Origin of the sequence: Corallococcus aberystwythensis, from assembly GCF_003612165.1 — a bacterium.
Taxonomy (GTDB): domain Bacteria; phylum Myxococcota; class Myxococcia; order Myxococcales; family Myxococcaceae; genus Corallococcus; species Corallococcus aberystwythensis.
In genome coordinates, this window is record NZ_RAWK01000051.1 from 20,616 (window position 1) to 43,197 (window position 22,582).

The 22,582-nt window shown below is 70.2% G+C and carries 18 protein-coding genes; 2 read left to right on the top strand and 16 right to left on the bottom strand.

Translation table 11 applies throughout. The features are described 5' to 3' along the window. Window positions 1-10 precede the first annotated feature (10 nt). From D7W81_RS10745 to trpS, 8 genes are all read right to left on the bottom strand, one after another. Window positions 11-1,726, bottom strand: a complete 1,716-nt coding sequence (locus D7W81_RS10745) for a long-chain fatty acid--CoA ligase (protein ID WP_120555253.1) — start codon at window positions 1,724-1,726, stop codon at window positions 11-13. A 6-nt stretch (window positions 1,727-1,732) separates the two neighbouring features. Next, entirely contained in the window at window positions 1,733-2,650 is a 918-nt protein-coding gene (locus D7W81_RS10750; RefSeq protein WP_147445428.1) for a hypothetical protein, read from the bottom strand. 158 nt (window positions 2,651-2,808) lie between these two features. Next, window positions 2,809-4,668, bottom strand: a complete 1,860-nt coding sequence (locus D7W81_RS10755) for a cyclic nucleotide-binding domain-containing protein (protein WP_120555255.1) — start codon at window positions 4,666-4,668, stop codon at window positions 2,809-2,811. Next, window positions 4,669-6,786, bottom strand: coding sequence for a HEAT repeat domain-containing protein (locus D7W81_RS44380; RefSeq protein WP_120555256.1), 2,118 nt, complete (start codon window positions 6,784-6,786; stop codon window positions 4,669-4,671). Between the two features lie 97 nt (window positions 6,787-6,883). Continuing rightward, the gene (locus D7W81_RS44065) at window positions 6,884-9,523 is read right to left on the bottom strand and encodes a pseudouridine synthase (protein WP_120555257.1); all 2,640 of its coding nucleotides are present in this window, start codon (window positions 9,521-9,523) and stop codon (window positions 6,884-6,886) included. A gap of 30 nt (window positions 9,524-9,553) precedes the next feature. After that, window positions 9,554-10,555 carry an SMC-Scp complex subunit ScpB gene (scpB, locus tag D7W81_RS10770; RefSeq protein ID WP_120555258.1) on the bottom strand — a complete coding sequence of 334 codons (1,002 nt, stop codon included), beginning with the start codon at window positions 10,553-10,555 and terminating at the stop codon, window positions 9,554-9,556. Further along, the gene (locus tag D7W81_RS10775) at window positions 10,542-11,354 is read right to left on the bottom strand and encodes a segregation and condensation protein A (protein ID WP_438503356.1); all 813 of its coding nucleotides are present in this window, start codon (window positions 11,352-11,354) and stop codon (window positions 10,542-10,544) included. The genes scpB and D7W81_RS10775 overlap by 14 nt, the downstream gene beginning before the upstream one ends. A gap of 201 nt (window positions 11,355-11,555) precedes the next feature. Then, the gene (gene trpS, locus D7W81_RS10780; protein ID WP_120555260.1) at window positions 11,556-12,569 is read right to left on the bottom strand and encodes a tryptophan--tRNA ligase; all 1,014 of its coding nucleotides are present in this window, start codon (window positions 12,567-12,569) and stop codon (window positions 11,556-11,558) included. Window positions 12,570-12,813: 244 nt separating this feature from the next. On the opposite strand from trpS, the gene D7W81_RS10785 reads away from it, so the two are divergent. After that, window positions 12,814-14,001 (top strand): DUF4388 domain-containing protein, encoded by a 1,188-nt coding sequence (locus tag D7W81_RS10785; protein ID WP_120555261.1) that lies wholly within the window; start codon window positions 12,814-12,816, stop codon window positions 13,999-14,001. Between the two features lie 25 nt (window positions 14,002-14,026). Here D7W81_RS10785 and D7W81_RS41915 read toward each other — a convergent pair whose 3' ends face one another. The 3 genes from D7W81_RS41915 to sitA5 (D7W81_RS10800) all read right to left on the bottom strand — a co-directional run bounded on the left by D7W81_RS41915 (window position 14,027) and on the right by sitA5 (D7W81_RS10800) (window position 16,958). After that, window positions 14,027-15,160, bottom strand: coding sequence for an alpha/beta hydrolase family protein (locus tag D7W81_RS41915; protein ID WP_147445429.1), 1,134 nt, complete (start codon window positions 15,158-15,160; stop codon window positions 14,027-14,029). A gap of 170 nt (window positions 15,161-15,330) precedes the next feature. Continuing rightward, a complete protein-coding gene (locus D7W81_RS10795) occupies window positions 15,331-15,693 on the bottom strand; it encodes a hypothetical protein (RefSeq protein WP_120555263.1) in 363 nt (120 codons plus the stop codon). Then, complete coding sequence (gene sitA5, locus D7W81_RS10800; protein WP_120555264.1) at window positions 15,690-16,958, bottom strand: SitA5 family polymorphic toxin; 1,269 nt, start codon at window positions 16,956-16,958, stop codon at window positions 15,690-15,692. The genes D7W81_RS10795 and sitA5 (D7W81_RS10800) overlap by 4 nt, the downstream gene beginning before the upstream one ends. A gap of 72 nt (window positions 16,959-17,030) precedes the next feature. Between sitA5 (D7W81_RS10800) and D7W81_RS10805 the strand changes: the two genes are divergently transcribed. Next, window positions 17,031-18,005 (top strand): RNA ligase family protein, encoded by a 975-nt coding sequence (locus tag D7W81_RS10805; RefSeq protein ID WP_120555265.1) that lies wholly within the window; start codon window positions 17,031-17,033, stop codon window positions 18,003-18,005. Window positions 18,006-18,010: 5 nt separating this feature from the next. Here D7W81_RS10805 and D7W81_RS10810 read toward each other — a convergent pair whose 3' ends face one another. The 5 genes from D7W81_RS10810 to D7W81_RS10830 form a co-directional block, all read right to left on the bottom strand. Then, window positions 18,011-18,373: a hypothetical protein gene (locus D7W81_RS10810; protein WP_120555266.1), complete on the bottom strand. Its 363-nt coding sequence runs from the start codon at window positions 18,371-18,373 to the stop codon at window positions 18,011-18,013. Next, window positions 18,370-19,629 (bottom strand): SitA5 family polymorphic toxin, encoded by a 1,260-nt coding sequence (sitA5, locus tag D7W81_RS10815; protein WP_120555267.1) that lies wholly within the window; start codon window positions 19,627-19,629, stop codon window positions 18,370-18,372. The genes D7W81_RS10810 and sitA5 (D7W81_RS10815) overlap by 4 nt, the downstream gene beginning before the upstream one ends. 231 nt (window positions 19,630-19,860) lie before the next feature. Continuing rightward, window positions 19,861-20,478, bottom strand: a complete 618-nt coding sequence (locus D7W81_RS10820; RefSeq protein ID WP_158621544.1) for an iron-containing redox enzyme family protein — start codon at window positions 20,476-20,478, stop codon at window positions 19,861-19,863. A 2-nt stretch (window positions 20,479-20,480) separates the two neighbouring features. Next, on the bottom strand, window positions 20,481-21,710 hold the full coding sequence (locus tag D7W81_RS10825; RefSeq protein ID WP_120555269.1) for a CapA family protein: 1,230 nt from the start codon (window positions 21,708-21,710) through the stop codon (window positions 20,481-20,483). Continuing rightward, on the bottom strand, window positions 21,707-22,582 hold an 876-nt coding region (locus D7W81_RS10830), incomplete at its 5' end, for a fatty acid desaturase family protein (protein WP_147445430.1). The genes D7W81_RS10830 and D7W81_RS10825, both read right to left, overlap by 4 nt.

Below are 22,582 nucleotides of genomic sequence, written 5' to 3' on the forward strand. Positions count from 1 at the left end.
CGCTCCTTTTTCAGCGCGATGGCGACGGGACATCTTCACCCGAAGTCGCAGCGCTTTCCAGCAGTCGTCCCCGAAGCGCGGTGAGGGCCTGGAACATCGGGTCCTTCGCCTTGCGGTGCAGCGCGCCGGTGAAGAACTGCGAGGCACACCACGCGTCGTCGACCGCGCCTTCCACCCGGTGGGGAAAGAGCGGAAAGAACTCGATGCGGTCGGGCAGGAAGTCCCCGCCCAGGAGCATTTCGATCCGCCGGATGATCTCCTGCTCGCCGGACGAGGGAGCAGGCGTGGCCCCGGTGAAGGCCAGGAGGATGAAGCGCGAGTGGCTGGCGAGGCCGCCGGTGGACACCGGCACCACGCTGGTGCCCGCGAGGAACGGCAGGTCCTCCAGCGCGGCGGTGACCTCCTTCGCGGAGTAGGTGCGGCCGTCGTGCCGGAAGCCCTGCGTGCCCGCGTAGTGGTAGCGCTGGCGGATCCGCGCGAGCAGGACGTGGCCCGGCGGGCGGTCCTTGTCCGGCAGGAGCGTGAGGACGCCCACGTCCGAGGGAGCGCCCTGCCCGCTCTCGTTCGGATCCTTCAGCGTCCACGCGCGGCCCGGGACGGGGAAGACGTCCGTGTGCACGTCCGTGGACGCCTCCGTCACGCCGCGCGACGACACCAGCACCGCGCCACCGGCGGACGCGTCGATGAGGATGTTGGAGGACGGCACGGACTGGAGGCCGCACTGCTTCACCCACGTGCGCCAGGCCTGGGCGTCGTAGGGCTCCTCCGGGTTGCGGAACCAGTGCTGCACGTTGCGCAGGGAGGCACGGTGGCGCAGGAGCACGTCGCGCAGCTTCGGCGTGACACCCAGGGCGCGCAGCGGGTGCTCCAGCAACGGGGCCGGGTTGAGCGCCAGGTCCGCCATCTCCAGGTGCAGGTAGGTGGCGCCGCGCAGCAGCGTGGCGAAGAGGAGCGCGGGCAGGTGCTGGAGCACCGGGAAGTCCGGCGCCGCGAGCAGGTCCCCCTGCCCCAGGCCGAAGGTGAGCATCCCGTCGCCGATGGCGCCCTTCCACGCGTTCTCCGCGGTGAGGGGCACGGGCGTGTGCGGAGGATCCACCAGCGGCGAGAAGAGCAGCCCCACCACGTCCGTGGGCTTGTACGTGTGCGACGTGAAGCCCGGCGCTCCCCTGCCCTGGCTCTTGAGCAGCAGCTGTTCGTGGCCCTTGAGGAGCGGGAGCTGGTGGGGTTCCGCGGCGATGAAGTCCGGCTTCAGGGCCGCGAGCCGGGTGGCCATGGCGCGCGGGCCCATGGGCGGCAGCAGCGTGAAGCAGCCGCCCAGCTTCAGCGTGGCCAGCAGCGACACGAGCAGCTCCTGCCCCACGCCGTGGACCAGGCACACCTTCATGCCCGGCTCCACGCCCTGATCCGCCCATTCGCTGGCGCGGCGTGACGCCAGGTCGTGCAGGGTGCGGTAGCCCAGGGCCTGCCAGCCCTGGATGCGCGCGTGCGTGCGGAACGCGGGGCGCTCCAGCGCGACGTGGCGGACGATGAGGTCGTGGAAGAAGTCGTACTGCTGGCCCGGGCGGCTCTTGGGCGGCGGCACGCCCCGGCCCGCGTGGGCCTCCGCGAGCGCGGCGGCGAACCCGTCCGGATCCTCCCAGCTCTCCTGCCACCACTTCGGGGCACCGGACTCCGGGGCGAAGCCGGCTTCCAGCTGCCGGAGGATGTCCTTCACGTCGAAAGGCATGGGTGTCTAGCGGGAGGGAAAGTCGAAGCCGACCTTCACCATGAAGCGGACCTTGGAGCGCACGTTGCTGTCCGGGGCGTAGTCGATGGGGGTCGCCCCGCGCTTCGCGGGCCCCTGCTGCTTCGCGCGTTCGATGGACGTGGGCGCCACGACGGCGCGCACCAACGGGTGGCGGGCCTGGAGCGGCGGCACGTGCATGTCCACGTCGCGGCCGAAGAGCCACGCGCCGCAGCGCCAGAGGACGTCGTGGCGCCGGGTGAGCAGCGTCCAGAAGCGGTCGCGCGTCTCCGTGGCCTCGAAGAGCAGCGGCGAGTTCGCGCCGTCGCGGGCTTCACTGGGGTCCGCGAGCAGGGCGCGCAGCTGCTCCGCCACGCGCTCCACTTCGCTCACGTCCTCGGGCGTGACGGGCGAACGGCCGGCGAGTTTCGCCTCGTACTGGCGGAACAGCGCCACGAGTCCCAGGCAGTCCCCCACCACGTCCCGGTGGCCCTCGCCGTGGGCGGACGCGACGTCGCTGGCGGTGAGGAAGGAGGCCTCCGCGAGCGCCTCCGCCGTCTTCAGCAGCTTGCGGCGCAGCTGCTGGGCGCGTTCGAAGAGACTTCCGAAAGAGCTGGCCCGCATGTCGCGCTGGACGCGCAGCGCGGCGAACGCCAAGCCCTGGGCGAGCAGCGGCAGGTCTCGCAGCTCGGCCACGTTCACGCCGGGGAGCGTGGCGACCTCCGCTTCATGGGCCAGCACGCTGTCCACGCCGCGCTTCGTGTTGTGGAAGGCCAGCGCGATGTTGGAGCGGCACTCCTCCACGGCGCCTTCGAGGGCTCGCGCGGGGGGCAGGAACGCGTCATAGCCGGGCTCGGAGCCAAGGGCTTCCAGCTCGGCGATGTCGTCGGGCCCCAATCCCGCTGTCGCGTGCTGGCTTCCAGCCATGCCGGGCAGGATAGCGGGCGCTCCCGGGCGTCACAACCTGGCGCCCTGCCCCGCTTCGCTGCGGGCCTGGTGGGCCGTCCAGGGTGAAGCCGACCGGCGGCAATCCAGGTGACTTCCCGGATGGGGCACGGAGCTTGCGACCCTGCGAGGCGCCGCCCTCAGACGAGGATGAGGTCTTCGTCGTCGTCCGCTGCGCTCCCGGACTGGGTGTCCAGCACGTGCTGCGTGCGGCGCATGCGTTCATCGCTCAGGTCCGAGACGAGCATCAGGACCTGCGGGTGGCTGGAGATGAGCGAGTCGAAGTCCTCGCGCGGCAGACGCAGCAGCGTGGTGTGGCGCGTGGCCTCCACGGTGGCGGTGGCCGGGGTCTTCTGGAGCAGGGAGATCTCTCCGAAGAGGTCCCCTTCCCTCAGGCTGGACAGCCGCTGCCCGTTCTTGTGGACCTCCACCTCGCCGGAGAGGACGACGTAGAGGCCGTCGGTGGGGCCGTCTTCACGGATGATGACGTCGCCGCGCTCGACGTCGCGGGCCCGGAAGCGCTCCACCAGGTTCCGCCGGTCCTTGCGGTTGAAGGGGCGGAACAGCGCGGAGCTGTTCATCACGTTCGTGAGCAGGCGCTCGCGGCAGAACTTCTTCAGGGCGTTCGCCACGGGCGGGTGGCTGCGCGAGAGCGTGGCGAGCACGGCGGCGGAGATCTCGAGCACCTGCGTGTCGTCGGAGAGCGACTCCACGGAGGCGGCGCGCGGGGCTCCGGACAGGAGCGCCATCTCACCGAAGAAGGCGCCGACCTCCAGCGTGGCGAGGTCCTGGCGACGGCCGTCCTCCTCGCGGAAGACGCGCACGCTGCCTTCGCAGATGACGTAGAAGGCGTCGCCGTGCGTGCCCTGCGCGAGGATGCGCTCACCGGGGCCGAAGCGGCGCAACGGGCAGCGTTCGAAGAGCTGGATGAACGCTTCGCGCGGCAGGTCGGAGAAGAGCGGGATGGACGGCAGCGCGTCCCAGGTGCCGGCTTCGGGAGCGGCCTCCTCGGTCAGCTCGTAGACGGGCTCTTCTTCCGGCGAGTGTTCAGCCAGTCCCCGCTGGGCCGCGAGCTCCACCGCGTGCAGCAGCGAGTCCGCTTCGATCTCCAGCTCCGTGAAGCTGGAGACGCGCAGGGACGCGCGCCAGGGCTCCGGAGCTCCGGCGGTCGTGGGCACCACGGAGGCGCCGGCGGCGGGCGTAGCGGCCGTGGCCTTCGAGGGCGTGTCGGCGCGGCGGGGACGCAGGCCCGGGGGCGCGGCCTGGACGGGGGCCTTCTGCTCGGTGGGAGCCGGAGCAAGCTTGGAGCCCGTGATGGGCGGCGCGAGGGCCTGCCAGCGTCCGCTGGGCGTCCGGGGCTGGGAAGGCTCGGGCGTGGAGGATGGGGACGGCGGGGCTCCGCGGACGGACTGGCCCTGCGGAGCAGGTGTGGCGGGAGGCGTGGGAATGGGGCTCTCGGCGGCGGCCTCGGTGGCCGGCATGACTGGAGGCGCGGCGGAGGGAGACTCCGCTGGCGCGTCCGAGGGTTCGAGTTCCACCTCGACGGAGATGACCACTTCGGTGTCATCCGCGGCGGGCGTGGAGGGGCTGGCGGGTGCGGGCGGTGCTTCGCGCGGCGCGATGAGGCTCGCGGGCGTGGATGGGGGCGCGGCGTCCTTCGGCTTCGCCCGGGACGCGGCCGGCGTGCCCTTTCGGGCGTACAGGTCCGCGAGCATCTGCTGCACGCCCTGGTGGGACGGATCCAGCTCGAGGATCAGCTTGCTCGCGGCGATGGCGCGCGGCAGGAAGCCTTCCTTCGCGAAGCCCTCCGCGGCGGACTGGTACGCGGAGACGGCGCGGTCACGCTGACCGGCCTTGACCCACGCGTCGCCCATGCGCAGCCGGCTCTGGTGGTCCTTCGGATCCGCCTGACAGCAATCCGCATACAGCTCGGCGGCCCTGGCGAAGCGGCCCTTGCTGAAGGCCTCCGTCGCCTTGTCCTTGAGCTCGCGCAGCTCCATTCACCGCGCCCCGCCGGCCGCCGTGCCTTCCTTCGTCGCGGAGGCGCCCGCCGCGACGCGCACCTCCCGGAAGTAGTCACCCTTCAGCGCGTCCAGCGGCTCGGCCTCCGCGCCCGTGTTCATCTTGCGCAGCGCCGTGGCCGCCGCGGCGCGGATCTCCGGCAGGTCGTGGTACAGGTCCCGCCCCACCACCTCCGCCGACTTCGCGTCGCCCATGGCGCCCAGCGCCAGCAGCACGTCGCGCCGGGCCACGCTGTTGGAGTCGTCCAGCGCCTTGAGCAGCGTGGGCACCGCGTCCTTCGCGCCCATCCGCCCCAACAGCTGCGCCGCGAGCGCCGCCTCCGCCCCACCCTCCTTCACCACGCCCTGCAACGCCTCGGAAGCGGAAGCCGGCGGTGCACCCACGCGCGTCAGCGCATCCAGGACCACCAGCTTCTCGCTGCCCATCTTCGGCAGTGACGCCACCAGCGCCAGCTGCCCCGCTTCACCCTGCTCCGCCAGCGCCAGCGCCAGCGTCTTCTGCAGCTCGCGGTCGGGCTCCAGCAGCGCGGCGCGGACCACCTCGATGCCCTCGGGCCCCACGGACGTGAGCCCCACCAGCGCCGCCGCGCGCAGCACGGGGCTCGCGTCGTCCGCGTAGCCCTTGAGGACCTCCAGCGCCCCGGGCGCCTTGAGCGTGCCCAGCGCGGTCAGCAGCGTGGCCAGCGGCTGCAGCTTCGCGGGCTCCACGTCGTCGCTCAGCTCCGAGGGGACTCGCGGCGGCACCACCACGCGGCCGGCCTCCTTCGCGCGCGCCGCGTTGAGTGCCTGGAGCCGCTCGAAGAGCTGCGCGTGCCTGGCGGACCGGTTGTCGTCCTTGCCGTGCGCGGCTTCCGGACGCGCGGCCGACGGATCCAGGTCCGCGCTGTACTTGCGCGGCAGCGCCTGCGGGACCCAGTCCGCGCGCAGCGCCGTGAGCCCGGCGACCTCCTGCTCGTAGAGCTTCTGGATGACGGGCACCACGGACGCATCGCGCACGTGCGTCACGGCCTCGACCGCGAGCGTGCGCAGGCCCACGTCCGGCTGGTTGAGCCACGGCGTCACCTTGGGCAGCAGCGCCTGCGCCGACGGACCCAGGCCCGCCACCGCCTGGAGCCCCGACGCCGCGGAGGCCGGCCGCGACAGCCGCTCCGCGATGGGGTCCGCCGGGCAGCCGCCGCGTGAACGCATGGCGCGGCCGGCGTCCAGGGCCTCGTCCCGGGCGCCGTCGAGCGCGATGGCGCACAGCGCGGCGTCCGTCGCGGGCGTGCGCGGGAAGGTCAGGATGGCGTCGGTGGCCAGCGGGCTCACCGCGCTCTTCTCCACCGCCACCGCCTGGAGCTTCGTCGCGGCGGCCGGGTCCTGCAGCTTCATCAGCGCGCTGATGGCGGACTCGCGCAGCTCCGGGAAGCTCTCGTCGAGCAGCAGCGCGATGGGGGCCACCGCGCGAGTGTCGCCCGCGTCACCCAGCCCGCGCACGGCGGCGGCGGCGAGGATGACCTGGCTGTCGCGCACCATGGGCAGCAGCCGGTTCACGGCCTCCGCGCGGCCGCTCTTGCCCAGCTCCTCCGCGGCGCCCACGCGTTCGGGGAGCGCGCCCTCGGTGAGGGCCAGGAGGTTGCGGTCCCAGAGGCCCTTGGATTCGGCGGCGACGACGGAGGACATGGCGCCGGGGACGTTGGCGCTCTTGAGGGCCTGGACGATGATCTTGCGCGTGGCGCGGCCCCGCCGTCCGTACTGGAGCGTGAGGTACGCCTTGGCCTTGTCGTTCTTCACCTTCGCGAGCGCCAGCGCGGCCTGTCCCTGCACGGCCTCGTCCGTGTCCTCCAGGAGCTCCCCGAGCAGATCCACGACGCGCGGATCCTGGCTCTCCCCGAGCGCGCTGGCGGCTTCACCCCGGACGATGGCGGAGAGGTCCTTGGCGGCGCGGGTGAAGAGGACCAGGTCGTCCGCGTTGTTCTGCTCGGCCAGCTTCTTCACTGCGGCGGCGCGGATTTCGGGACGGGGGTCCTGGATCTCCGCGAGGAGCTGATCCCGGTTGCCATTGCACCCGACGAGCAGGGTCAGGGCGAGGAAGAGGGGGCGCACGCGGATTCGCATCGTTCTCCCGGAGCGGCGGACGGTGGAGGTAGGCGGCGGTTATATCAACGCCCCCCCGGGCCGCCCACCGACGGCACGACCCGGGAGGATGGGTGCTTCAGCGGGAGCGGCCACCGCGAGGGGGCGGACGGCCTGCCCCTCCCCGAGGCGCCTTGCGCTCCTTGAAGTCCTGGAAGCTCTTGCCCTCTCCCGGGGGAGCCTTCCTCACGCCCGCGCGGACGATGCGCTCGCCAGAACCGCTGGACGCGGACTCACCGCCGCCACGAGACCGGCTGCCGGAGTCCTCGCCACGGGGCTTGCGCTCGGGGCGGCCCGCGGACTCGCCGCGCGGCTTCCATTCACGCCGCTCCGGACGGTCGCCACGAGGGGCGCCACCCGCACCGGCGGGCTTGCCGAAGCGGCTGCCCCCGCGCGAAGCACCACCCTCGGCACCGAAACGGCTGCCACCACGCGACGCGCCACCCTCGGAACGACCGGCACCGGCCGGCTTGCCGAAGCGGCCACGGGGGGCACCGCCCTCGGCACCGAAGCGGCCCGCGGGCTTGCCGAAGCGGCCGCCACCGCGAGGGGCACCACCCTCTTCACGACCGAACCGGCCGCCACCCGCCGGCTTGCCGAAGCGGCCCCGAGGAGCGCCGCCTTCGTCACCGCCACGGCCCGCACCGGCCGGCTTGCCGAAGCGGCCACGGGGAGCACCGCCCTCGTCGCCGAAGCGGCCCGCGGGCTTGCCGAAGCTGCGGCCGCGAGGAGCACCGCCCTCGTCACCGAAGCGACCGGCGGGCTTGCCGAAACGTCCGCGCGGAGCCTCGTCACCACCACGGCCCGCACCGGCCGGCTTGCCGAAGCTGCGGCCGCGAGGGGCGCCGCCCTCGTCACCGAAGCGACCCGCGGGCTTGCCGAAGCGGCCACCGCCACGAGGGGCACCGCCCTCGGCACCAAAACGGCCACCGCCGCGCGACGCACCGCCCTCGGAACGACCGGCACCCGCCGGCTTGCCGAAGCTGCGGCCGCGAGGAGCACCGCCCTCGTCACCGAAGCGGCCCGCGGGCTTGCCGAAACGGCCAGCGCCACGAGGAGCACTGCCCTCTTCGCTGCCGAAGCGGCCCGCGGGCTTGCCGAAGCTGCGGCCGCGAGGAGCACCGCCCTCGTCACCGCCACGGCTCGCGGGCTTGCCGAAGCGGCCAGCGCCACGAGGAGCACCTTCGTCACCGCCACGGCCCGCGGGCTTGCCGAAACGGCCAGCGCCACGAGGAGCACCTTCGTCACCGCCACGGCCCGCACCGGCCGGCTTGCCGAAACGGCCAGCGCCACGAGGCGCGGCTTCATCGCCGAAGCGGCCCGCCGGCTTGCCGAAGCGTCCGCGCGGCGCATCCTCGCCACGGCCCGCACCCGCCGGCTTGCCGAAGCGTCCGCGCGGCGCATCCTCGCCACGGCCCGCACCCTCCGGCTTGCCGAAACGGCCACCGCCACGAGCAGCGCCGCCCTCGGCACCGAAGCGGCCACCGCCGCGCGACGCACCGCCCTCGGAACGACCGGCACCCGCCGGCTTGCCGAACTTCGCGGCGCCACGGGGCGCACGCTCACCCTCGGGCTTGCCGGTACGGCCCGCGCCTCGCGCGGCCTTGCCGTAGGTGGCGCCCTCGGCGGCGTCGGACTCCGTCACTTCCTCACCGTCGTCATCGAACGACGGCACGCCATCCAGATCCACATCCGCGTCCGCGTCGCCATCCGTGTCCAGCGTCGCACCGCGCTTCGCGAACTTCGGCGGACGCGTGCCACCGTCCTGCACGCCCTTCCACTCCTTGCGCTCCGGACGTGCCTCGCGGGTCTTCGGCCCACTCGCGGTCTTCCCCGCGGTCTTCTTGGCCGCGCGCTCCGTCTTGCGCGGCGCCACCGGCGCGTCGTCGTCCATGGACAGCTCCACGTCGTCGTCATCCGGCCCGGCGAAGCCCGGCGCGGAACGCCCGTGACGGCGCGGCGGCAGCCTGAACTCCGAGGCGGCCGGCTGCGCGCGGCCCTCCGCCACCTCCGTGAGCTGAATCACTTCCGCGACCTTCAGCGGCCGCAGCTCGCCGGGGCGCAGGCCCTCCACGCCAATGCCCGCGTAGTTCGGACGGAACAGGCGCACCACCGGGTGCCCCACCGCCGCGCACAGGCGCTTGATGAGGTGCGGGCGGCCTTCGGCGACGACGATCTTCAGCCAGGTGTTGCGCTCGGCCTTCTCGAAGATGTCCACCGACACCGGCGTGGCCATGCCGTCTTCCAGACGGACGCCCCCGCGCAGCTTCTCCAGCGTGGGCATGTCCGGCACGCCCTTCACCTTCGCCAGGTACGAGCGCGGCACCTGGAAGCTGGGGTGCGTGAGCTTGTGCGCCAGCGCCCCGTCATCCGTGAAGAGCAGCGCCCCTTCGGCGTCGTAGTCCAGACGTCCCACGGGGAACAGGCGGCGGCCCGTCTCCTCCAGGTAGTTGGCCACCGTGGGCCGGCCCTGCGGATCCGACAGCGTCGTCACGACGCCCACGGGCTTGTAGAGCAGGTAGTACGACGATTCTTCCGGCGGCGTGACGAGCTTTCCATCCACGGTCACCAGGTCCACCCCGGGCTCCACCCGGCTGCCCATCTCCGTGACCGTCTCGTTGTTCACTCCGACGCGACCGGAGGTGATGAGTTCTTCCGCGTGCCGGCGCGAAGCAACTCCCGCGCGAGCCAGGTACTTCTGCAAACGTTCCGCCGCCATGCCTTGCCTTCTTCCAGTTGTTGCCGCCCGTCACTCGGGCTTGGGCCCCTCGCTATCACCCTTCTCGGGTGATGGGGGGCTTTCCAGGATGCTGGCACTGACCTTCTGGCTCCGCTCCGCGGCCGCCATGGCCTCCTCCAGCTCCTCCAAAGCGGCCTCACTCGCGGCCGCGTTCTTCTCCATCCGCTTCGTGAAGTTCGGGTCCGACAGCGCCGCCACCGTCCCTGTCGCGGGCGGTGCCGGCGGCGCCGCCTCCTTCTCCACGATGTCCCGGTGCTCCTGGGTCAATTCATGGAATTCCCGGAGCGTGGGCAGCGCGGAGAGGTCCTTCAGCGCGAAGAACTCCAAGAACTCGCGCGTGGTTCCATAAAGGATGGGGCGGCCGACTTCTTCCCGCTTGCCCAGGATTTTCACCAGCTTGCGGTCCATCAGCGCCTTGAGCACCGCGCCGCAGTCCACGCCGCGGATGTCCTCCAGCTCCGGCCGGGTGACGGGCTGGCGGTACGCGATGATGGCCAGGGTCTCCACCGCCGCGCGGGTGAGCCGCTGGGGTTTCACCCGGAGGTAGCGCCGGACGTACTCCGCGGAGTGGGGGTCCGTGCGGAACTGCCACCCGCCCGCCACCTCGTAGAGGACGACGCCGCTGATGCCCTCGCGGTGGATGCCGGAAAGCTGATCCATCGCCTGGAGGATGGGCTCCCGGGGGATGCCGGTGGCCTGGTACAGCTCGTCCACGGACAGGGGGCGCTCGGCGACGAAGAGCACGCTCTCCAGCACCGTGCGGATGCGGTCCGGGGAGAGGTTGCGGCTCTTGGCGACCAGCTTCTCGAAGGAGGATTGAAGGTCCGGGACGTTCTCGTTGTCGTCCGAGTCCTCCTCGATGGCGGCCGCCTCCACCCCGTCCAGCTCCGCGTCGTCCGGGCCAGGGCCGGTGACGGCGGCGATCTCCTCCTCGGAGAACTGTCCGGGGCCGCCGGGCGTGCCGGGGGCGGGCGTCTCGTCACCGTCGTCGGGACCGTTACCGGTAGTCACTCTCGTCGACCTCCGTGGGGGCGAGCTTGTCCAGCGCGTCCCCGTTGGGCGTCACCTGGATGGGGCCCAGGGGCTCCTCCTGGAAGACCTTGATGAGGCGGCGCTTCACCATCTCCAGCATGGCGATGAAGGTGATGACCACCTCCTGGCGCGTGGCCGCCTCCGTGAACAGCGCCTCGAACACCACCTGCCCGTCCTTCCGGACCCGCTCGGCCAGCCGGAGGATGGCCTCGGAGAGGCTCACGCGCTCCAGCACCACCTCGTGCTGCACCTTGGGCGTCAGCCGCTCGAGCACCCGGTCGAGCGCCTCCACCAGCTTGAGGACGCTGATTTCCTGCAGCCCCACCTCGTCCTCGGGGATGGGGACGGCCTCCACGGGCACCTTCCGGGCGAACACGTCCCGGTCCAGGATGTCCTGCTTGGCCAGGTGCTCCGCGGCGTCCTTGTACTTCTGGTACTCCAGTAGCCGGCGCACCAGCTCCGCGCGAGGGTCCTGCGCCTCCTCCACCGCCGCGAGCGCGTCCGCCCCTTCCGGCACCTGGGCCGCGTCCTGCCGGGGCAGGAGCATGCGGCTCTTGAGGTGGGCGAGCGTGGAGGCCATCACCAGGAACTCCCCGGCGATGTCCAGGTTCAGCTCCCGCATCCGCTCCAGGTATTCCAGGTACTTGCCCGTGATGAGGGCCAGCGGGATGTCGAAGATGTCAACCCGGTGCTCCTTGATGAGATGGAGCAGCAGGTCCAGGGGACCCTCGAAGTTGGGCAGCGCCACCCGGAAGGCGTCTCCGGGCGTGCGCGGCAATCCCTCCCCGTCGGGGTCCGGCGGGAGGTCGTCGGGCGGTGGGGGCTTGCGACCTTCGCTCACCGGCCGGCGTCCTTCTGGGGGGATGGGAACTTCGTCATGCGTAAGGGTCCGAAATTCCGGCCTTTACGCGCGCCGGGGGGACAGACCTCCTTAGCAATGCCTCCCAGGGGGGTCAAACATTTGAACAGGAACGGGCGTTCAGGGGATTCCCACGGCCCGTCTCACCTGGTCCATCAGGCGGGTGGCTTCCGCCCGGGCGCGCTGGGCGCCGTCCTGGAGGATGCGCTCCAACTCACCCGGGTCGTTGAGCAGCTCCTGGCGGCGCTGGCGGGCGGGGCCGAAGGTGACGTGGAAGGCCTCCAGCAGCTTCTTCTTGAAGTCGCCGTAGCCCTTGCCGCCGGCCTTCCAGGACGCGTCCACGTCGGAGAACTCGCCGGGCGGGAGCATCAGCTTGAGCAGGTCATAGAGCGGCGCGTCCACGGTGGGCTTGGGCGCGTCCACGGGCGTGGAGTCCGTCTTGATGGACATGATCCGCTTCTTGATGTCCTTCTCGTCGCCGAACAGCTCCAGCGTGTTGCCGTAGGACTTGGACATCTTCTGTCCGTCGATGCCGGGCACCGTGGCGGCGTTCTCCTGCACGAAGGCGGACGGCAGCTTGAGGATGCCGGGCGCGTGGCCCCGCTCCTTCCCTTCCGGATCCGCCGGGTCGTAGCCGGGGACGTACTGGGTGTTGAACTTCACGGCCCAGTCGCGCGCGAACTCGATGTGTTGGATCTGATCCTTGCCCACCGGCACCTGATCCGCGCTGTAGAGCAGGATGTCCGCGGACATCAGGACCGGGTACGCATAGAGGCCGAAGTCCGGGCTGATGCCGCGGGCGATCTTGTCCTTGTAGCTGTGGGCGCGCTCCAGGTGCGCCTGGGGCACCACGGTGCCGAGGATCCAGTTGAGCTCCAGGACCTCCTTCACGTCGCTCTGGCGGAAGAGGACGGCCCGCTTCGGATCCAGGCCCAGCGACAGGTACGTGAGCGCCGCGTCGCGCGTGAGGTCCAACGCGAGCTTCGGATCCCTCACGGTGGTGAGCGCGTGGTAGTTGGCGATGAAGTAGTAGGCCTCGCCCTGATCCTGGAGCTGCACGAACTGCCGCAGCGCGCCGTAATAGTTGCCGATGTGCAGCCTTCCGGACGACTGGACGCCTGAGAGAATCCGCATCGCGATTCGCGCTCCCAATGACGGGTGGAGGACACGGCTCGTTCGCACACCCGCCGTCATGCTGCAACCTTCCGTTGGGACAGGTGGGGCCTTTCAATGCCTGACATTCGCGTGCCCTGCCTTCCTGGAACATTTCGCCCGGACAGTAAAAGTCCAATGGTTCCGAGGGGTTGAGAGGGCTCGGGGCAAACAGGTACCCTGGCGGCCAGCGCAGCACGTGGCCCGCCTTGGAGGGCGCCAACGGATGGAAGCGTTCACGGGAAACCTGGCCAGCTATCGGCTCCAGCTGGTGTTGCCTCCGTTGTTCACGGCGCCTGGGTTGGAGGGGACGCTGCGGGTGGAGCGAGGCGCGGTGCGCCGGGACTTCTACCTGCGGGACGGGCACCTGGTGGGGGTGGCCTCCACGGACCCGAGGGAGCACTTGGCGCAGGTGCTGGTGAACCTGCGCATCCTGGAGGCGCCCCGGGCGGCGGCGGCGTTCGAGGCGGCGGAAGGGGCGAACCTGCCCTACGGCACGTTCCTGGTGCAGCGCTGCTTCGTGGAGCTGTCGCAGCTGACGGAGGCCATGGAGCACAAGGCGCGCGAGGCGCTGTTCGACTGCTACGCCTGGGAGTCGGGCGAGGTGGAGTTCACGCCGGGGCTGCCCCTGCCGGGCCGGGCGGTGGGGTTGCGGCTGCCCTTGAGCACGCTGCACCGGGACGCGGTGGCGCGGGTGCAGGAGTGGGCGCAGTTCCGGGAGATCTTCCCGCGCCTGGACACGACGTTCAGGGTGTTCCGCGAGTTCGCGGTGGAGACCTTCTCCGAGGAGGAGGACGTGCTCCTGGACCTGGCGGCGGGCGGCGCGACGCTGGGCGAATTGCTGGCGAGCGCGAGGGAAGCCCCGCTGTTCGCGGCGCGGTGGGTGCTGCACCTGTACCGGCGCGGAGCGCTGGCGCCGCACCGGGCCACGGGGCTGACGGTGGGCGAGTCCACGGAGTTCACGGAGTTGCTGGCGCTGGTGCGCGCGTTCCTGTCGTCGCGCAAGTACGACCTGGCGGTGGCGCTGGCGGCGCAGGTGCTGGAGCGGGGCCCGGTGCCGGAGGCGCACGCGCTGTACCGCGAGGCGGAGGTGGGGCTGACGCTTTCGTTGAGTGACGCGCTGTTCGCGTTGGACGGGAGGCTGGTGTTCGAGCCCATCCCCCGCCCTGCCCCGGCGGATCTGACGGCGGACGACCTGTACCTGTACTCCAAGCTGCGAGGCAGCCGGAGCATCCGTCAGGCGCTGCGCACGGCGGCCATGGGAGAGCTGGCCGCGTCCCGGTCCGTGGAGCGGCTGCGGGCCGCGGGGTTGATCCGCGTGGCACCGCTGGCACCCGGTGTGGCGGAGCCGGCGCCGGGGCGGACGACGACGGATCCATATGGATTGAATCTGGGGGAGCTGGGCGGGAGCTGAGGTCACCCCAGCAGCCTGGACCAGGTCAAGGCGTGATGACCCGGCCCGTGGAGTTCACGGGCGAGGAGAAGAACTTGCGTTGCCCTAGATTGACTTGAAGGGTTGCTCCTGTCTCTCCAACGCCCACCCTTCGTCCCAACGCATCCATCTGGCTCAGCTGGCCATTGGATTCGTTCGTATAGTCGTCAATGTGTGACTTGAACCCCATCCACTTGCTGCCGAAATCGGAATCAATGAGCTGCTGATTTGAATTCCGCCTTACGACAGCGTCCGCAACCTTCGCGACGACCGCATCCGCCGGAGACCACTTTTCTAAGCCTGCACCCAACGATCGGGAATTGAGCAGTGGGACAGGATCAGGATTCGCAGCGATGCGTTTGATGGTTCCCTCAGGCTTCCCCGTCATGACCTCTGGAGAGCCGAACGTCACCGTCTGCATCACATTGTAGTGGGCTTGGATGTCCTTATCCGCCGCCAGCTGCTGGGCTACCATGCCTCCCTGGCTATGTCCTGCCAGCACTAAGTTGGATCCCTTGGGAACCGTTGCCAGGATTGCCGCCTTCGCATTCGCGAACATTGGATTGTTCTTGCCAAATGCTACTGAGGGGTTGTTCGCCAAGCTGGTGCTCTGACCTTGGACGATATCGGTTCCGGAAATGCCTACCAGATGCACAGGGATTGATTTGCCTCCCTGCGTGAGCGTCGCTGGGGCAATGGAAACGGGTCCGAGTTTTCCATGGTTGTATCCGGCCCACACGAACTGGGCGAGCTCAGCCGCGCCCTTGATGAGTCCCGTGACGTTCGAGGACGGGCCCTTTTGCCCGTACCGGTCTTTGTCCGCGGTGAACGTCGCTGCCGGCGTTGGGGTTCCCACGATGTTCGCAGGCGACGAGCGCCTGGCGCCGTTAGTCAGCACGCTATCGATGAACCTGTCCGCATTGCGTACGGCGTCAAACGCCTTCGTCGCGGCGTAGCTGGCGGGCCCCTGCTTTACGGCAGCGCCTCCTTCTTTGACGGCAGCCTTCAGGACGTTGCCGGTCGCTTTCGTCACCTTGTCGAGCATTGCTGGTGTTTGGTTGGTTCCAGCCCTTGCAGCCATGCCACGCTCGGCTGCGGCAAAGAATTGACCCACGGGTCCGCCTGGACGGATGCCTGACATGTGATGCTCCGGAAAGAAGCCGTCTTCCAGGCGAGCCTGGCATGTCTAGGCAGCGGACCGCCAATCGAGGCGGAAATCGTCTGCGTTCCTGAACAGGACACCTCGCCCTACAGGTCAGTGAGTGGGGCGCAAGAATGGGCCTGCGCGAGAACTGGGGTTTAGAGGGGAGCTCAGGGGAACTTGAGCGTGCCCTCGCGCCAGGCCTTGAGCGCGTATTTCGCAGGAGTTCTGTGCGGCCCCGGACGGCCCGCGAGCCAGAGGAGCACTGGTTCGCCATGCTCAGGTGCGAACTCCAGGGCATGTGTCGCGACGAAGGAGCGAATGATCTCGTCCTCGCTTTGCAGCAGTGGGAGGAGCATAGAGGCGGCTGCCCGGTTCCGAAGCTCGCGGTAAGCCTCCGTGAGCCTGTCCTGGGCCCGATTCGCGGTGCGTGAATCCGCGGCATTCAGTGCTCGTTCGTAATCCACAGCCGCCCGTGCGTACTCCTCGACGAGTTCCTCGCTGGTGGCCTTCTGGAACTTGCGCGCAATCATGGAATGACTCCGTAGTCCAAGAGGACGTTCAAGCCAAAGTCGCGTTGAGCCTGGAAGGACTGGCTGCTCAGCCACTGCCGCACGGTCTGTGTTGCCGAGAGGCGAATATCCTTGGATGAATAGTACGCACTGATCCGCTGATGCACGCCTTCGTCGATGGCGAACACGTTCTCGGTGTTGTGCAGATTCTGGGGCCCGAACCGCTGAACGTTGCCGTTCGTCTGCTCGACGATGTGGTGCCACTGCTTCCCCTGGCCCGCGGGTCCTCGTGCCCTCTTGAGCGCGCTGAAGGAGTGCCAGGAACGCACCCCTCCAGCCGGAGGTGCTCCCCTCCCCTGGGCCACCATGGCGACGGCCGTGGACGGCAGCGCGAGCGTGATAACTCCGCCGGAGACGGAAACGGCCCGCACCTGATCAAGGCTCGCGACGTTGATGCCAACGCGCGAGGCCACCGCCGCGCCTCCCGGGAAGTTCGGCAGCGATGCGAGCCGGGCCGCCAGCAACGACGCGCCACCGGTCAGGCCATGGCTCACCGTGACCGTGACCGCGAGGACCAGGACTCGCGCGATGGATGGCCCCACCCGGGCCGCGAAGCGCTGCCCTGCCGCATCCAGCTCCTTCCAGGTGGTGGCCGCGTCCGTGTCGAGCTTCAAGTCCTGGCTCGCGTCAATCAGCTCCAGGAACGTCTCCGCGCCCAGGTAGATCAGGAGCAGAGCCGAGATGATCGCAGCGGCCTTGGTGAACGCAGGCTCGGGATTGACGGCCAGGGCCACCCAGGTCACGAGGCCGGTGGCGATGACGGCGTAGAAGAGCTGGGGCGCGAGGGTCTCTTCCACGGCCCTGGCGATGCTCGCCTTGATGGGGTCGAGGGACAGGGCCAGCGCCACGCCCAGCTTGTCCCACTCACTCAGCCCCATCACGTCTTCGAGCAACGAGATGCAGTCGGCCCGACGCGGCCCCGGTTCGCAGAAGCCGCCAAAGCCACGGTCTGTGACGTGCTGCCATCGGGCATCGCTCCCGGGATAGGAGGCGCGCACCCAGCCGCCTGACCGCGACGCCCGGAGACGCAGGGGTGTGACCAGAATCAAGTCGGACAGCGCCCTCTCGAAGGCACTCGCGTCCACGGTCACGGCCCGGATGGGAGATGGAGGGCTGTGTTCGATGGGTGGCCCCTCGCCGGTATCCAGCCGTACCCTGCTCCTTGGGCCAGCGCAGGCACTGAGCAGGGAGAGAAGCAGGACAGCGAGGTGAACTCGAAAGGTCATGAGGCTCCTTGCCTTCGTGGCTCAGGTCCGCGCTCACTTTGACTCTGGGGGACTTGGATGGAAACTGAGGCCATGCGCTTCCGACCCTTCCTGAAGATGTCTTCCGCGGGTGATGCGCGGGGGCAGGCCAGTCCTTCGGGGACCTGGGTGGCACTGGAGAAGCTCCATGGCGCGCAGCTCGTCCTGGGGGTGCAGGACGGGGCGGTCCACTTCGGCAAGCGCAAGGCCTGGCTCGAGGAGGGGGACTCCTTCTTTGGATGGCAGCTGTTGCGCCTGTCCTTGAGCAACGCGGCCCTGGAGGCGGTCCGGGCGCTGGGGCTCACCGACGCGCGCGTGTACCTCTACGGAGAGTTGCTGGGAGGCCGCTATCCCCACCCGGAGGTTCCGGCCGTGCCTGGGATGATGCCGGTCCAGACGGGCGTCTGGTACGCGCCGGGCCTTCACTGGGTGCTGTTCGACATCCTCGTCGCCCGGTCGGACGAGGACGAGGGGGTGATGCTCTCGCATCACGATGTGGAAACGGCCGCCCGGGCTGCCGGTGTGCACGTTCCACCCCTGGTCGCGCGAGGAACCCGGGCGCAGATGGAAGCCGCCCCCACGCGGGCGCCGACCCGGCTCCCGGCGATGCTGGGTCTGCCTCCGCTGGCGGACAACTGGGCGGAAGGGCTCGTCATCAAGAGCGAGCAGCCCGTGGCACCGGGGCAGCGCGTCGCCTTCAAGCGGAAGATCGAGGAGTTCAACGAGGCCCGCTTCGACGAGAGCACGGCCTGGGATGCCCACCAGCGGCTGTCCTTCACCGAGCTCCAGGACTGGTCCTCACGTCTGGTGAACCCCGCGCGGATCGCCAGCGCCCTGTCGAAGTGCGGGCGCGACGATGAAGAGGCCGTGTTGAGCGAGGTGGAGCTGGACGTCCGGGTGGACCTGGAGCTGGCCTTCCCCACCGCGTGTCAGTCCTTGGAGCCCGTGAGCGAAGAACGGCTGTCCGCGCACATTCGTGACCTTGCCCGGCCGCTCATCCAACAGGCAATGGACGCCGCCAGGGTCTGATCTGATCAACTGAACTTGAGCGTGCCCTCGCGCCAGGCCTTGAGCGCGTACTCCGCACGGAATCCGATGAGTCCAGGACGCTTGGCGAGCCAGAGCAACACCGGCTCGCCAAGCTCGGGAGCGAATTCTAGGACATGAGAAGCGGCGTGGGTCCGGAGGGTTTCATCCTCGCTCGTGAGGAGCGGGATGAGCCGGGACGTCGCACCACGATTCCGAAGTTCCCGGTACGCCCCCCAGACCTGCGCGTCGGCTCGATTGGCAGCCTTCGAGTCCGCAGCCTCCAGTGCTTGTCCATAGGCAATGGATCCTTCCGAGTACCACTGGATGAGTTCTTCGAGGCTGGCCTTCTGAAACTTTCGGGGACTCAAGGGACAACTCCATAGCGCCGGAGGATCATCATGCCGAAGTCCCGTTGGGCCTGGAACGACTGACCGCGCAACCATTGCCGCACAGTCGTCTGCACTCCCGTGGTGGATCGGTCTGTCGATGAGTAGTACGCACTGATCCGTTGATGGATGGTTTCGTCGAGGGCGATGACGTTGTCGGTATTGTGCAGGGCCTGGGGACCGAAGCGCTGAACGTTGCCGTCCGTCTGCTCGACGATGTGGTGCCACTGCTTCCCCTGCCCCGCGGGCCCTCGTGCCCGCTTGAGCGCGCTGAAGGAGTTCCAGGAACTCGTACTACCTGGGCTCCCCTTCGCCACCATGGCGACGGCCGTGGCCGGAAGCGCGAGCGTGATGACTCCGCCCGAGACGGACACCGCCCGCACCTGATCAAGGCTCGTGACATTGATGCCGACGCGTGAGGCCACCGCCGCTCCGCCCGGGAAGTTCGGCAGCGTCGAAAGCCGGGCCGCCATCAACGAGGCGCCACCGGTCAGGCCATGGCTCACCGTGACCGTGACAGCGAGGACCAGGACTCGCGCGATGGATGGACCCACCCGGGCCGCGAAGCGCTGACCGGACGCATCCAGTTCCTCCCAGGTGGCGGCCTGGTCCGTGTCGAGCTTCAGCTCCTGGCTCGCGTCAATCAGCTCCATGAACATCTCCGCTCCCAGGTAGATCAGGAGCAGGGCCGAGATGATCGCAGCGGCCTTGGTGAACGCAGGCTCGGGATTGGCGGCAAGGGCCACCCAGGTCACGAGGCCCGTGGCGATGACCGCGTAGAAGAGCTGGGGCGCGAGGGTCTCTTCCACGGCCCTGGCGATGCTCGCCTTGATGGGGTCGAGGGACAGGGCCAGCGCCACGCCCAGCTTGTCCCACTCACTCAACCCCATCACGTCTTCGAGCAGCGAGATGCAGTCGCCCCGGCGCGCTCCCGGTTCGCAGAAGCCGCCAAAGCCACGGTCTGTGACGTGCTGCCATCGGGCATCGCTCCCGGGATAGGAGGCGCGCACCCAGCCGCCTGACCGCGACGCCCGGAGACGCAGGGGTGTGACCAGAATCAAGTCGGACAGCGCCTTCCCGAAGGCATCCGCGTCCACGGTCACGGCACGGGCGGAAGACGGCGGGCTGTGCTCGACAGGTGGACCTTCGCCGGTCTCCAGTCGCACCCTGCCCCGTGGGGTGGCGCACGCACTGAGCAAGGCGAGGAACAGGACAGCAAGATGGACTCGAAAGACCATGGGGCTTCTTAGCCGTCTTCAACCCAGGGCCGTATGACGCTGGCGAGCGCGCCGATATGCCGCTCATCCGTGCCACAGCATCCGCCGAGCAGTCGTCGATGCCTGGGACGCCCTCTTCGCTCTCCCTCTCCACGAAGGTGGAGAACGACGTCTCCGGCTGCGTAGGGGCGCTGCGCCGCGAGCCTCGTCCACGAGGAGCGCCGCGTCCTCTCCGTGCACTGAGGCGCCCGCTCAGGGCCGCGCCTCGCCGGCCAGCGCCGCGCGGTGGATGGCCACCCAGAAGTCGGCGGCCCGCCGGGCCCCTTCGAGCAGCGGCTCCGGGTGCCCGGCCCCCAGCGCCGCGCAGAGCGCCTGGGCCCGCGCGCCGTGCTCCAGGTCCACGTCGAGGTGGACGAGGATGAAGCGCGCCTTCGTCCGTTCCAACCCGAGCCGCCCCAGCCCCTGGCGGGCCTCGCCTCCCAGGTGCCGCGCCACACCCTCCAGCACGCGCAGCGCGCCCAGGAAGGCGAGCTGCCGCTCTGGCCCGATTCCCTCCCAGAAGGCGTGGAAGTCGGCCACCTCGCGAGGCGTGTCGGACGAGGGCTCGTGCCCGAAGGCCGCGAGGTCCGCCTTGGCCAGCAGGTAGTGCGACTGCTCGTCCCCCGCCAGCTCCGCGAAGAAGGCCTTCAGCTCGGGGAGCGTGGCGCGCTCGGCCGCGAGCCGCAGCCGGTCTCCGCTGCGCCGCGTGTAGTGGTACATCATGTCGAGGAACGCCACGTAGCGCTCCGGCGTCACCGCCGGCAGCCAGCTCGCGACCTGCCGCGCCATCCCGACGGTGAGCGCCTCCAACTGCTCCTCAATCGAAGACATCCTCAGTCCCTCCGGTCCGTAAGCAGCGCGCCCAACGTCCGCCGGGCATGCGCGAGGTGCGGCGCCGCCCGCTGAGGGGGCAGCTCGTCCAGGCGCACCACGCCCGCGTCGAGGAACCCCTCCCCACCGAGTCCCCGTCCACAGGCGGTGGGCACCGCGCGCAAATCCACTGGCTGGAGTACGCCCCGCGCGTCCCGGGCGAGCGCGAGCTTCAGCATGGCCCCCGTCTGGCACGCCAGCGTGGGCATGATGCTCAGGAAGTTGCCCAGCGAGTACGCGATGAGCCCCATCCGCGCGGGCCCGCCCCGTCGCACCTGCGTGGGGCATGTGGCGTCCGCGCCGTCGATGGACACCCACTCCACCGGCTGGAGGACATGCGGCGAGGAGCCCAGGAGGAGGTCCGCCCCGCGCTCGATGAGCCGGTAGGCGTGCTCGCGCTGGAGGGCCTCGGGCCAGTACTCGTACTCGAAGCCCCAGTGCGGCATCAGCACCACCAGGTCCGGCCCCACCGCGCGAGCGGCGTCGATGAGCGCGCCCAGCCGCTCCCAGTCCGGCGCGTGGAGGGGGCTGCCCAGCCGCGTCACCGGCACCCCGGCGGGCGGCGCCCCCATGAGGTGGTTGATGTCATACGTCACGGCGGCGATGCCCATCCGCACCCCGTCCACCTCCAGGGCGGCCACCGCGTCCTCCGGCCGGGGGCCTCCCACGCAGCGGTGCTGGGAGGAGGCCAGCACCGTCCCCCGGGTCCGCTCCAGCCCTTCGGCGCCCTGGTCGAGCGCGTGGTTGTTGCAGAGGGAGAAGACGCGGTGGCGTGCCGTGCCCTCCCAGGCCGCGAGGTAGTCCGGCGGGGCGTTGTAGTGGAGCGTCTCGTAGACGCGCCGGGGCACGGGCCGCGCCGGGTCCACCGGCGTCTCCAGGTTGGCGAAGGCCACCGCGTCCCCCGCCATCACCTCCCGGACGCCGGGAGAGAGGGCGCGGTGGAAGCCGCTGCGAATCCACATCATGTCGCCCACGGCGCTCAGCCGGAGCTCCGGCGCGCCCGCGTGCCGCCAGCTCCCCGAGTCGAGGTGCCGGGCGACTCGCGCGAAGTGCTCCCCGGTTTCGGCCGAGCGCGGCTCCGGCAGGTGCAGGAGGCTCTTGGTGATGTAGCGCAGGTTGAGGTCCCACCGGGACAGCGGCCAGCGGCCGTCCTCGTAGCGGATGTCCGCGTACAGCCGGCGCAGGGCGTTCATGGGCGCTTTCGCTCCAGGGTGACGAGTCGCACGTCCTCCTCCACCACCATGGGGCCGGCCAGCAGGGCCCGCCACATGACGTGGAGGTAGCTGTCGAAGACGGGGGCCCCGCGCGCGAGCAGCTCGGGGCGCAGGCGCGCGTGCAGCCGCGCGAGGTTGTAGCCGGGCACCCGCGGGTAGAGGTGGTGGTCCAGGTGGTGGTTGAGGCCGTTCCACAGGAAGGTGACGAGCCGGGTGCCGCGCACCGTCGTCGCGGTGTGGAAGCGGTCGCCGCGCCAGACGTTGGCGTGGTGGTCGGAGATGGACTTGAGCCCGTTGAGGGGGCTGGCGAAGAGTACCGGCACGAGCCAGCACTCCACCGCGCCCCCGAGCAGCCCGTGGCCCGCCAGGAGCCAGAAGAGCAGCGCGTAGAAGGCCCCGTAGCCGAGCAGCACGAGCGCATGGCGGCGCAGGCGGGCGGCGTCGAAGTGCTGCACCGGGTAGAGGACGTTGAAGTAGACGAGGCTGAGCGGCAGGCCCAGCAGCACGGTGGCGTAGAAGAGTGCCCACAGCCCGGGCGAGCGGCGGCCCGCGTTGTAGGCGTCAGGGTCCTTCTCGGTGCGGTTCCAGCGGTGGTGCGCGAGGTGGTCGTGCCGCATCGGCTCGTAGGCGATGCCCACGAGCAGGCTGAGCCCGTTGCCGAAGAGGCGGTTCTGCCAGGGCCTCGGGAAGAGGGTGTCGTGCCACGCGTCGTGGTCCAGCTGGATGAGCCCCATGACGCTCTGGGCCGCCAGCAGCCACAGGGGCAGCTTCAGCCAGAAGCCGCTGACGTGCGCGAGCCCCACCCCGGCCAGCCCCCACACGCCCAGGTGGAGGGCCGCCATGCCCAGGGC

Excerpts from the sequence above, each read along its gene's own strand:
- D7W81_RS10745 (WP_120555253.1), bottom strand. The coding sequence starts at position 1,726 with ATGCCTTTCGACGTGAAGGACATCCTCCGGCAGCTGGAAGCCGGCTTC.
- D7W81_RS10750 (WP_147445428.1), bottom strand. The coding sequence starts at position 2,650 with ATGGCTGGAAGCCAGCACGCGACAGCGGGATTGGGGCCCGACGACATC.
- D7W81_RS10755 (WP_120555255.1), bottom strand. The coding sequence starts at position 4,668 with ATGGAGCTGCGCGAGCTCAAGGACAAGGCGACGGAGGCCTTCAGCAAG.
- D7W81_RS44380 (WP_120555256.1), bottom strand. The coding sequence starts at position 6,786 with ATGCGAATCCGCGTGCGCCCCCTCTTCCTCGCCCTGACCCTGCTCGTC.
- D7W81_RS44065 (WP_120555257.1), bottom strand. The coding sequence starts at position 9,523 with ATGGCGGCGGAACGTTTGCAGAAGTACCTGGCTCGCGCGGGAGTTGCT.
- trpS (WP_120555260.1), bottom strand. The coding sequence starts at position 12,569 with ATGCGGATTCTCTCAGGCGTCCAGTCGTCCGGAAGGCTGCACATCGGC.
- D7W81_RS10785 (WP_120555261.1), top strand. The coding sequence starts at position 12,814 with ATGGAAGCGTTCACGGGAAACCTGGCCAGCTATCGGCTCCAGCTGGTG.
- D7W81_RS41915 (WP_147445429.1), bottom strand. The coding sequence starts at position 15,160 with ATGTCAGGCATCCGTCCAGGCGGACCCGTGGGTCAATTCTTTGCCGCA.
- D7W81_RS10795 (WP_120555263.1), bottom strand. The coding sequence starts at position 15,693 with ATGATTGCGCGCAAGTTCCAGAAGGCCACCAGCGAGGAACTCGTCGAG.
- sitA5 (WP_120555264.1), bottom strand. The coding sequence starts at position 16,958 with ATGACCTTTCGAGTTCACCTCGCTGTCCTGCTTCTCTCCCTGCTCAGT.
- D7W81_RS10805 (WP_120555265.1), top strand. The coding sequence starts at position 17,031 with ATGCGCTTCCGACCCTTCCTGAAGATGTCTTCCGCGGGTGATGCGCGG.
- sitA5 (WP_120555267.1), bottom strand. The coding sequence starts at position 19,629 with ATGGTCTTTCGAGTCCATCTTGCTGTCCTGTTCCTCGCCTTGCTCAGT.
- D7W81_RS10820 (WP_158621544.1), bottom strand. The coding sequence starts at position 20,478 with ATGTCTTCGATTGAGGAGCAGTTGGAGGCGCTCACCGTCGGGATGGCG.
- D7W81_RS10825 (WP_120555269.1), bottom strand. The coding sequence starts at position 21,710 with ATGAACGCCCTGCGCCGGCTGTACGCGGACATCCGCTACGAGGACGGC.